The sequence below is a fragment of the Streptococcus hillyeri genome (assembly GCF_003686955.1).
Lineage (GTDB): Bacteria > Bacillota > Bacilli > Lactobacillales > Streptococcaceae > Streptococcus > Streptococcus hillyeri.
On sequence record NZ_RCVM01000013.1, the window covers coordinates 42,984 to 53,951 of the forward strand.

Genomic DNA, 10,968 nt, shown 5'->3' on the forward strand with positions numbered 1-10,968 from the left:
GTTTACCCAGAAAAAAACTATAACGCAAAATAGGTTTAGATATAATGCTAAGAAAGCCCAGTAATGAAAACGCTTGCTGCAAAAAACAACAGATTTTTGAAAAAACATCAAAAAATTATTGTGAAACTATTTACAAACTTAAAATATATGCTATAATAAAACCATATCACAAATGTGAAAAACTTAACAAAGTTTTTTAAAAAAGGAGACAACATGGCGGGAAAAACAGTAACCCCTGAAGAAAAATTAGCAGTAGCACAAGCTCACGTTGATGAACTTGTTAAAAAAGGTCTAGTAGCCCTTGAAGAGTTCCGTAAACTTGATCAAGAACAAGTGGACTACATCGTTGCCAAAGCCTCAGTAGCTGCTTTAGATGCACATGGTATTCTTGCTGACCATGCGGTTCGTGAAACAGGACGTGGTGTTTTTGAAGATAAAGCAACTAAAAATTTGTTTGCATGTGAACACGTTGTAAATAATATGCGTCATCAAAAAACAGTTGGTATCATTGAAGAAGATGATGTTACTGGATTGACCTTGATTGCAGAACCTGTGGGAGTTGTTTGTGGAATCACGCCAACAACTAACCCTACATCAACTGCTATTTTCAAATCACTGATTGCTTTGAAAACACGTAATCCAATCGTTTTTGCTTTCCACCCATCAGCTCAAGAATCATCTGCTCATGCAGCGCAAATTGTACGTGACGCGGCTATTGCAGCTGGAGCTCCTGAAAACTGTGTCCAATGGATTGAAAAACCATCACTTGAAGCAACAAATGCGTTGATGAACCACGACGGTATTGCAACAATCCTCGCGACTGGTGGTAATGCTATGGTTAAAGCAGCTTACTCATGTGGTAAACCTGCACTTGGGGTAGGTGCTGGTAATGTCCCTGCCTATGTTGAAAAGTCAGCGAATATCCGTCAAGCAGCTCACGATATTGTCATGTCTAAATCGTTTGATAACGGTATGGTTTGTGCCTCTGAGCAAGCCGTTATTATTGATAAAGAAGTCTATGATGACTTTGTAGCAGAGTTCAAATCTTACCACACTTACTTTGTGAATAAAAAAGAAAAAGCGCTCCTTGAAGAATTCTGCTTTGGGGTGAAAGCTAACAGTAAAAACTGTGCTGGTGCGAAATTGAATCCAGACATTGTTGGTAAACCAGCAGCATGGATTGCAGAGCAAGCAGGATTCACCGTTCCAGAAGGAACAAATATTTTAGCAGCAGAGTGCGCTGAAGTAGGTGAGAAAGAGCCATTGACTCGTGAAAAACTGTCACCAGTTATTGCAGTATTGAAATCTGAATCAACAGAAGACGGTCTTGAAAAAGCGCGTCAAATGGTTGAATTCCACGGTCTCGGTCACTCAGCAGCTATTCATACTAATGATGAAGCCCTTGCAAAAGAATTTGGAACACGCGTTCGTGCTATCCGTGTCATCTGGAATTCGCCATCTACGTTTGGTGGTATCGGTGACGTTTACAATGCCTTCTTGCCATCATTGACATTAGGTTGTGGATCATACGGTCGCAACTCAGTTGGTGATAACGTTAGCGCTGTCAATCTCTTGAACATCAAAAAAGTAGGAAGACGTAGAAATAATATGCAATGGTTTAAAGTTCCTTCAAAAACATACTTCGAACGTGACTCTATCCAATACCTTCAAAAATGTCGTGACGTTGAACGTGTCATGATTGTTACAGATAAATCAATGGTAGAACTTGGCTTCTTAGATCGTATCCTTGAGCAATTGCACCTTCGTCGTAACCATGTAACTTATCAAATCTTTGCAGAAGTAGAACCAGATCCAGATATTACAACAGTTCAAAAAGGGACAGAATTGATGCGTCAATTCAAGCCAGATACTATTATTGCGCTTGGTGGTGGGTCACCAATGGACGCTGCCAAAGTGATGTGGCTCTTCTATGAACAACCAGAAGTGGACTTCCATGACTTGGTTCAAAAATTCATGGATATCCGTAAACGTGCCTTCAAATTCCCAGAACTTGGTAAGAAAACGAAATTTATCGCCATTCCAACAACTTCAGGTACAGGTTCAGAAGTGACACCATTTGCGGTTATTTCAGACAAAGCAAACAACCGTAAGTACCCAATTGCTGACTATTCATTGACACCTACAGTGGCAATTGTTGACCCGGCGCTTGTAATGACAGTTCCAGACTTTGTTGCGGCAGATACTGGTATGGACGTCTTGACACACGCAACGGAAGCTTATGTGTCACAGATGGCTAATGACTTTACAGATGGTCTTGCTCTACAAGCGATTAAGATTGTCTTTGATTATCTTGAAAAATCAGTAAAAGATGCTGATTTTGAGTCTCGTGAGAAAATGCATAATGCTTCAACAATGGCAGGTATGGCCTTTGCGAATGCCTTCCTTGGTATTTCACACTCAATGGCTCACAAAATTGGTGCGCGCTTCCATACGGTGCATGGTCGTACCAATGCTATCTTGTTGCCATATGTCATTCGTTACAATGGTACTCGCCCAGCTAAAACAGCGACATGGCCTAAGTACAACTACTACCGTGCGGATGAAAAATACCAAGACATTGCAAGAATGCTAGGTTTACCATCATCAACACCAGAAGAAGCTGTTGATGCCTATGCTAAAGCAGTTTATGATCTTGGATGTCGCCTCGGCATTAAGATGAACTTGCGTGACCAAGGTATTGATGAGAAAGAATTAAAAGAATACTCTCGTGAACTTGCACTTCTTGCCTACGAAGACCAATGTTCACCAGCTAACCCACGTCTTCCAATGGTTGACCACATGCAAGAAATCATTGAAGATGCTTACTATGGTTACGAAGAACGTCCAGGACGTCGTAAATAATAAGATTTTATGTTAAGCAAATGAGCGGCTGAAAGGCCGCTTTTTATAGTGTTTGGATGTTACTAGGGTAAATGGAATAAAAGATAGGTCAGTTCTAATCCCCTCTAAGACTTCCAGTTTTATCTGCATCATTTTGTTTTGGTGGGGATATGGCGTTGTCCAATAAATCTTTTAAGGAAATATATAACTGGTTAAATATATTTTCAGAAAAAACTTTGAAAATTACCTTGACATTTTTTGTGAAATGGCTTACAATTTATATGTAAACGATTTCAAAATCGAAAAAATATTATTTGGAGGCTTTTATGAAAGCAGTAGTAGTAAATCAAGCAAGCACAGGTGTTGAAGTTGTTGACCATGAACTTCCAAAAGTTGGTCATGGTGAAGCCCTAGTCAAGGTAGAGTATTGTGGTGTTTGTCACACAGACCTCCATGTGGCTCACGGTGATTTTGGTCAAGTACCAGGCCGCATTCTTGGTCACGAAGGTATCGGTATCGTGACAGAACTTGGTGAAGGGGTAACCTCTCTTCAAGTTGGTGACCGTGTCTCAATTGCTTGGTTCTTTGAAGGTTGTGGTCACTGTGAATATTGTACGACAGGTCGTGAAACACTTTGCCGTTCTGTAAAAAATGCTGGTTACTCAGTTGATGGTGGGATGAGTGAGTATGCTGTTGTGACAGCTGATTATGCGGTTAAAGTTCCAGAAGGACTTGATCCAGCGCAAGCTTCATCAATCACTTGTGCAGGTGTTACTACTTACAAAGCTATCAAAGAAGCTGGTGCGGCACCAGGTCAATGGATTGCTATCTATGGTGCTGGTGGTCTTGGAAACCTAGCTGTTCAATATGCGAAAAAAGTTTTCAACGCCCGTGTTGTAGCAGTTGATATCAATCAAGACAAACTTGAACTAGCAAAAGAAGTAGGTGCTGATTTAATCGTTAACGGTAAAGAAGTTGAAGATGTTGCAGCTTATATTCAAGAAAAAACGGGTGGTTGCCATGGTGTTGTTGTAACAGCAGTTTCTAAAGTAGCCTTTAACCAAGCTGTTGATAGTGTCCGTGCTGGTGGTACGGTTGTTGCTGTTGGATTGCCATCAGAATACATGGAGTTGTCAATCGTGAAAACAGTTCTTGATGGTATCAAGGTTGTTGGATCACTTGTGGGAACACGTAAAGATTTGGAAGAAGCTTTTGATTTTGGTGCGCAAGGTTTGGTGGTACCAGTAGTTGAAACTGTGCCAGTTGATAGTGCTCCTCAAGTTTTCCAAGAAATGGAAGAAGGTAAAATTCAAGGACGTAAAGTACTTGACTTCAGTAAATAATTAGTATTAGAGTCATGCAAAAGAAGAGGTTGGGGTGCCAACCTCTTTGTTTATGGTTTTGAGTGCAGGATTTGACCGATGGAAAGTGATAAGATTTTCAAGATGCACGACAATCGCATGAAAGATTTTTAGCAAGAAAGCAAAGTTTTTTGTATTTCAATTTTCGGCTTTTTCAAAAATACGTTTTATTATTGAGCTGTTTTGCTATAGGAAAAGCATTGAGAGTATCTACTTTAAACTGTACTATAATTCGGAAATAACTGTTTCATGCGTTTGTCCTGTTCAAGATGGTCAGTTGTGTAAATTTTCTGAACATTGTGCTATAATAGATAAAAGATTATCAAAAAATGAGGATATCCCATGACCCTAGTTTACCAATCAACTCGAGATGAAAAAAATACTGTCACAGCTAGTCAGGCTATTTTACAAGGTTTAGCAACAGATGGTGGTTTGTTTACCCCTGTGAATATGCCTAAGGTAGCTCTTGATTTTGAACAACTAAAAGAGGCGTCTTATCAAGAGGTTGCTAAAATCGTTTTGTCAGCTTTCTTAGATGATTTCACGGAAGAAGAGCTTGACCACTGTATCACATCAGCCTACGATGACAAATTTGATACGCCAGCTATCGCTCCTATTGTTAAATTAGGGAACCAGTACAACTTGGAACTTTTCCACGGCTCAACGATTGCCTTCAAGGATATGGCTCTGTCAATTCTCCCTTATTTATTGACGACATCAGCTAAAAAACAAGGTGTTGACAATAAAATCGTTATTTTAACAGCGACGTCTGGAGATACTGGTAAGGCTGCTATGGCAGGCTTTGCTGATGTCCCTGGAACAGATATTATTGTCTTTTATCCAAAAGACGGCGTGTCAAAAATCCAAGAATTGCAGATGACCACACAGACAGGTGCCAATACGCATGTGGTTGCCATTGATGGAAACTTTGATGATGCTCAGACCGATGTGAAACGCATGTTTAATGACGCTGATTTGCGTGAAAAACTCTTAGCTAACAAGGCGCAATTTTCATCAGCTAACTCAATGAACGTTGGTCGCTTGGTACCTCAAGTCGTTTATTATGTTTATGCTTATGCACAAATGGTTAAGGCGGGGCATATTTCTAACGGCGATAAGATTAACATTACGGTGCCAACTGGTAACTTTGGGAATATCTTAGCGGCCTACTATGCGCGTGAAATCGGTGTCCCAGTTGGGAAACTCATCTGTGCCTCAAATGAAAACAAGGTTCTAACAGACTTCTTTGCAACAGGGACTTACGACAAAAAACGTGACTTTAAAGTGACAACAAGTCCGTCAATGGATATTTTGGTATCGTCAAACTTAGAGCGCCTCATTTTCCATTTGGTGGGCAATAGCGCAGCGAAAACTAAGGCTTTAATGGAAAGTTTGACGACAGCAGGAGAATACACGCTCTTGGATGTTGATCAGTCTATTCTTGACCTCTTTGCAGCAGGTTATGCGACTGAAGAAGAGACAGTTGCTGAGATTAAACGTGTGTATGAAGAAAGTAAGTACATCGAAGATCCTCATACAGCCGTAGCATCTGCAGTATATCAAGCTTATGTTGCCAAAACAGGAGATAAAACGCCAACTGTTATTGCGTCAACGGCTAGCCCATATAAATTCCCACGTGTGGCTGTTGAGGCTGTGACAGGGGAAGATTCAGGTGATGATTTCACAGCGGTTCAAGAATTACATGACCTATCTACTGTTGCTATTCCTTCAGCGGTAAATGGTCTTGAAACAGCTGACGTTCGTCACAAAACAGTCGTTGCGACAGCAGACATGCAAAAAGCTGTGGAAAGCTATCTAGGCTTGGTGTAGAGCATGTTAAATATCTTTATTCTTGAAGATAATCTACAACAACAGTTTCGTTTGGAAAAAATTGTAGCGGGAATTTTAACGAATAGAGGTATCAAGGCAAGACATCTGAATGTTTTTGAAAAACCTAGTCAGCTATTAGACAGTATTTCTGAAAAGGGTAGTCATCAACTCTTTTTGCTAGATATTGAAATTAAGGATGAGTTACGCAAAGGACTTGATTTGGCTAAAGAAATTAGAGCCTTGGATCCGTTAGCACATATTGTATTTGTGACGACTCATTCTGAATTTCTAACCTTGACCTATCGCTATAAGGTGTCAGCCTTGGATTTTATTGATAAGGGGCAAAATGATGCAGAGCTGACCGAATGTTTGGAAGAGGTTGTTTCATACGTTCTTGAGCAGTTAACAGGGGTTCCTCAGGAGGATATTTTTCTATTCAAAACAGCTTACGCTCATATTCAGGTACCCTTTCGTGATATTTTTTATTTTGAGACCTCGGAAAAATCCCATAAAATCAATCTTCGGACAAAGACAGAGCGTTTAGAATTTTATGGAAAACTGTCAGATATCATCGCCTTAGATAAACGACTTTATCAGAGCCATCGCTCCTATGTGGTCAACCCAGAAAATATTTTAGCGTTGAACTATAAGGACAATGTAGCCGTCTTTCCAGATAAGGAGACCTGTCTGGTGTCACGTCTCAAGATGAAGGGGCTGAAACAGCGCATTTTAGAAAGCAGTACTAAGAAAGGTTGAGAAGCATACTCTCAGCCTTTTAGTTATCTGTTAATACTTAACAAAAATCAAAAATTACTTTTTGTTTCTTTCTTAAAAGTGCGGACGCAAGCAACCTCCTACGGAGTTTCATTGCTATTTTTTGAGCCTAGGTCTCAAAAAATCCGTTCATATCGAGGGTAAACTCTCGATATGAATACCACTATATCGAAAGAAACATTTTAGCCTCACTTCGTTTGGTAGTCCATCAAAAGTATTAGAGGTTCTAAAATGCTAATTTTGATTTTGGATGAGTATAAATCAACCATTCAGGGTGAAAAAAAGACCGTTTAGGGAAAGGTAGCCAGTCAAGAACTGGTTTTTGTTATACTTGGACCATAAAGTTTAGGAGGTAAATAATATGAAAAAAGAATACCAATCAAAGATCTATTATCGTTTTTTGAAATGGTTCTACGGGATTGAAGGAGATTTTACGACTGACCATGAGCTAGAGATTCAGAAATTGTCATCAGAAGTTTATCCTTTTATGATAACAGTCTTAATCGGAGGTTTCTTATTATCTATGCTATTTTATACTGACTTAACCAGTTGGGCATATCTGATAGCTGTTGGGTATCCGTTAGCCTATCAAGCGACTACTGCCCGAAAATTAGGTTGGGACAAGCTTACAGTAGTTCCTTCTCAGCTGAAAGAGGCTCGTCGTAAAATGTTTCGTAAAACACTGAGAATGGCCCTGTTTTATGTTATTGTTCTCCTTTTAACAACTGTTTGGCTCTGGCAATCAGGGATTCCACAAGAAGCTGGAACCACTTTTGAGGTTTATTGGAAAATCGCTGTGCCGGGCGTTATGGTGCTGTACACACCGATTATATTTATGATAGCCTTCTTCAGTAATCGTCGAAAAATTAAAGTAATCAAAGAATAGGAAAAATGGATATGTTACAATTAATAAGAAGAATTGATAAACAAATTGAAGTTAGCTTTAATCACCTACCTTGGTTTTTACGTTATACCGTTGGGATTTTGTTTTTCTTAGCTATCATGTGGTTTATATCAGAATGGTGGCCAAAAATTTATGAAGTTGGCAATGAGTTTGGCAGAGAACTTTATCGCTATTTTCATAAATAGGGTGGTGGGTGACTAATAGCAAAGGAGACATATGGACATTGTTTTACACCTCTTACTTATTGCCATGCAGATTATTGGTTTGAACTACCTGCTAAAAGCAATTAGTGGGATTACAATAACCTGGCAACAGAGCATCTTTCTAGTTCCTATCTGGTATATTTTTGACGATTTTGCCCTGTTACTTGTTTTTGGTTACTGCTGGCTCTTGGTTCGCCAAAAGCTCCCTTTTGAAACAAAGACACGGCGATTCTTCTATGCTGCCACTCCTTACACGATGATTTGTCTCTTTCAGATTAGCCTAGAGGTTTATTTCAAAATGCTTTTCGGAGAAGCAATAGTTAATTCCTATAAGGATTGGTTTGCGCTATTGAGCTACGTGTTGGTCTTTGCGTTATTCAAAGGATTAACGAAATGGTTGAATATTGATTATGCCTTGATTAGGCGTTACACCTCGCAAGCCTTATTAGACAAGCTATTAGTACCGATTAATATATTGACGGTATTTTACTGGTCTTCGACAGTTATTAGCCTATTTGTGCTAGGCATGATACAAGGCATGGTTGAAGCAGGTCTCACACTATCAGTAACGATTTCAGAGCAATTGGCTTTTCACATTGCAGAGCAGATAGCAGTGATTTGTTGTGTGATGTATATCGCAGCGATGCTGTCACTGAGTTATCGCATCCGTATCAACCAAGAAAAAGAATCGCGTGACCGTTATGAACACCAGTTGCGTTCCTTATCAGATTATAGTCGGCATATTGAACAGTTGTATCAAGAAATTCGTAGTTTTAGACATGACTATGTGACGATTTTAAGTAGCCTATCCAGTGCTATTGAGGATAAGGATATGGAAATGGTTGAGTCTATTTATACCAGTGTCTTGGCGGATACAGGGAAGTCTTTCTACCAAGAAAAATATGAAATTGGCAACCTTTCACGCATAGCTAATACCGCTATTAAAAGTGTGATTTCTGCTAAATTAAGAGAAGCCCAGTATGAAGGCATTGCTGTAACGGTAGAAGTAGAAGAGATGATTGATGAACCACCAATGGATTTATTAGATTACATTACGTTGTTATCGGTATTCCTAGAAAATGCGATTGAAGCAGCTAAAGTGAGTGACTCTCCTGAGTTGATACTGGCCTATTTTATGGAGAACGGTACCTATCATCTCATTATTGAAAATAGCACAGCAGAGGAAAAAATTTCCATTACTAAGGTGTTTGATAAAGGTTATTCGACCAAAGGAGAAAATCGAGGGCTAGGTTTATTTAAAGTAAGAGGCATTTTGGATAGGTATCCTCAAATATCATTGAACACAAAGAGTGATGCTTACCGTTTCAAACAACGTTTGGAGGTGAATTCCTAAACACTGAGAGTTGCTTTCTCAGTGTTTTTTTCTATATAATAGAAGAATGTTCAAGTATTCCAAAAAAATCCTCTCCATTGCTTTACCAGCGATGGCGGAAAATATTCTCCAAACCCTTATGGGAGTTGTTGATAGTTATTTAATAGCTCAGCTTGGTCTTATTGCTATCTCGGGGGTATCGGTAGCTACCAATTTACTAGCAATTTACCAAGCCCTTTTTATCGCATTAGGAACAGCGATCTCAAGTCTGATTGCCCGTAATAGAAGAGATTCTAAAAAACTACTTTTCTATCAAAGGCAGGCAGTTATATTGACCGTTTTGCTTAGCGGTTTTCTTGGTATCTTAGCTATATTTGGAAGTCATTTTATCTGGCCGTTATTAGGTGTCAAGGGAGAGGTTCTTTTAGCTGCGAATCGGTATTTTGCTATTGTTGGGGGTGGGGCAATTAGTTTAGGTTTGCTGACTAGTCTTGGAGCTATCCTGCGTTCTCAAGGAAATCCCAGAATACCGATGTATGTTAGCTTGACAACGAATATTTTAAATGCTCTTTTATCAGCTTTATCGGTATTTGTTTGGGATTTTGGAATTACTGGTGTTGCACTAGCGACGGTTCTATCGCGTTTTATAGGGATTATAATTATCACTAAACAGCTTCCAACTCTCTGGTCTGCTCAGCCTTGGTCTTGGGGAATCAATAGAGAATTACTGAGCTTAAGCCTACCAGCGGCAGGGGAGCGCTTGATGATGAGGGCAGGAGATATTGTCGTTCTTTCGATTATTATCCCCTTAGGAACGATAGTAGTATCTGGAAATGCAATTGGAGAAACCCTTACTCAGTTTAACTATCTACCAGGTGTTTCGATTGCAACAGCTGTTGTTATTTTGATAGGAACATTATCTGACGCAGATAGAAAACAATTGATAAGGACATCCTATGTCCTAGCTTTGATCCTTATGCTGTTGGTAAGTGGTTTAGTCCTAGTGTTTGGGCCAACTCTTATTGCATTTTTTACGGAAAATAGCAGTGCCTCAGAAACCAGTGAGTTAGTATTACTAGCGTCGTTTCTAGGAACAACGGCTACTGCAGGGACTTTAGTCTATACAGCAGTCTGGCAAGGAGTAGGAAATGCCAAACTCCCATTCTATGCCACAACTATAGGAATGTGGTGTGTCAGAGTCTTATTTGCCTATCTAATCGTTATTGTACTACATCAGGGATTTGTGGGTATCTGGATAGCAACGATTTTGGACAATCTCTTTAGATGGCTAGTATTAAGTTATATCTATAGAAGACAGGGATATCAAAACGAACACTCGAAAAATTGATTAAAACGATGAGTTCAGTTTAATACATTTGAACAAATCACACGAAAATTTTCGAAGATAATTCTGACTTTTTAAGAGAAGTGAGAGCAAGGTTAAAAAATGGAAAGTTCTAAAATGAAGTTAGCCACCTAAGGGTATCAAAAAACATCTCAGAGAGATATAATTGTAATCACCACAACAACAATTAGAAAGATTCTGAGATGCAAAACTATTATACACCAAAAAGTAAACATTTGACACTAACTGACACGACAAACGCATGAAGAAAATATGGCTTACAGAAAAGACTTTCATGGATGAATTCAAAATCCTTCGCTATAATAAAAGTGGAGGATTTTGTTATGGAAGACCTTTTAAATTTCTTGATTACTGTT

General features: G+C 39.2%; 8 protein-coding genes. All 8 read left to right on the forward strand.

From position 1 onward, the window contains the following. The first annotated feature begins 213 nt into the window (after positions 1-213). Positions 214-2,862 (forward strand): bifunctional acetaldehyde-CoA/alcohol dehydrogenase, encoded by a 2,649-nt coding sequence (gene adhE, locus EAF07_RS07180; protein WP_121835901.1) that lies wholly within the window; start codon positions 214-216, stop codon positions 2,860-2,862. Between the two features lie 305 nt (positions 2,863-3,167). After that, on the forward strand, positions 3,168-4,184 hold the full coding sequence (gene adhP / locus EAF07_RS07185; RefSeq protein ID WP_121835902.1) for an alcohol dehydrogenase AdhP: 1,017 nt from the start codon (positions 3,168-3,170) through the stop codon (positions 4,182-4,184). Positions 4,185-4,544: 360 nt separating this feature from the next. Then, the gene (gene thrC, locus EAF07_RS07190; protein WP_121835903.1) at positions 4,545-6,032 is read left to right on the forward strand and encodes a threonine synthase; all 1,488 of its coding nucleotides are present in this window, start codon (positions 4,545-4,547) and stop codon (positions 6,030-6,032) included. A 3-nt stretch (positions 6,033-6,035) separates the two neighbouring features. Then, the gene (locus EAF07_RS07195) at positions 6,036-6,788 is read left to right on the forward strand and encodes a response regulator transcription factor (RefSeq protein ID WP_121835904.1); all 753 of its coding nucleotides are present in this window, start codon (positions 6,036-6,038) and stop codon (positions 6,786-6,788) included. Positions 6,789-7,167: 379 nt separating this feature from the next. Continuing rightward, the gene (locus tag EAF07_RS07200; protein WP_121835905.1) at positions 7,168-7,692 is read left to right on the forward strand and encodes a DUF3278 domain-containing protein; all 525 of its coding nucleotides are present in this window, start codon (positions 7,168-7,170) and stop codon (positions 7,690-7,692) included. Positions 7,693-7,703: 11 nt separating this feature from the next. Next, positions 7,704-7,895: a hypothetical protein gene (locus EAF07_RS07205; protein WP_142925597.1), complete on the forward strand. Its 192-nt coding sequence runs from the start codon at positions 7,704-7,706 to the stop codon at positions 7,893-7,895. A 31-nt stretch (positions 7,896-7,926) separates the two neighbouring features. After that, positions 7,927-9,267 (forward strand): sensor histidine kinase, encoded by a 1,341-nt coding sequence (locus tag EAF07_RS07210; protein ID WP_121835907.1) that lies wholly within the window; start codon positions 7,927-7,929, stop codon positions 9,265-9,267. 46 nt (positions 9,268-9,313) lie between these two features. After that, a complete protein-coding gene (locus tag EAF07_RS07215) occupies positions 9,314-10,594 on the forward strand; it encodes an MATE family efflux transporter (RefSeq protein ID WP_121835908.1) in 1,281 nt (426 codons plus the stop codon). Positions 10,595-10,968: the final 374 nt, after the last annotated feature.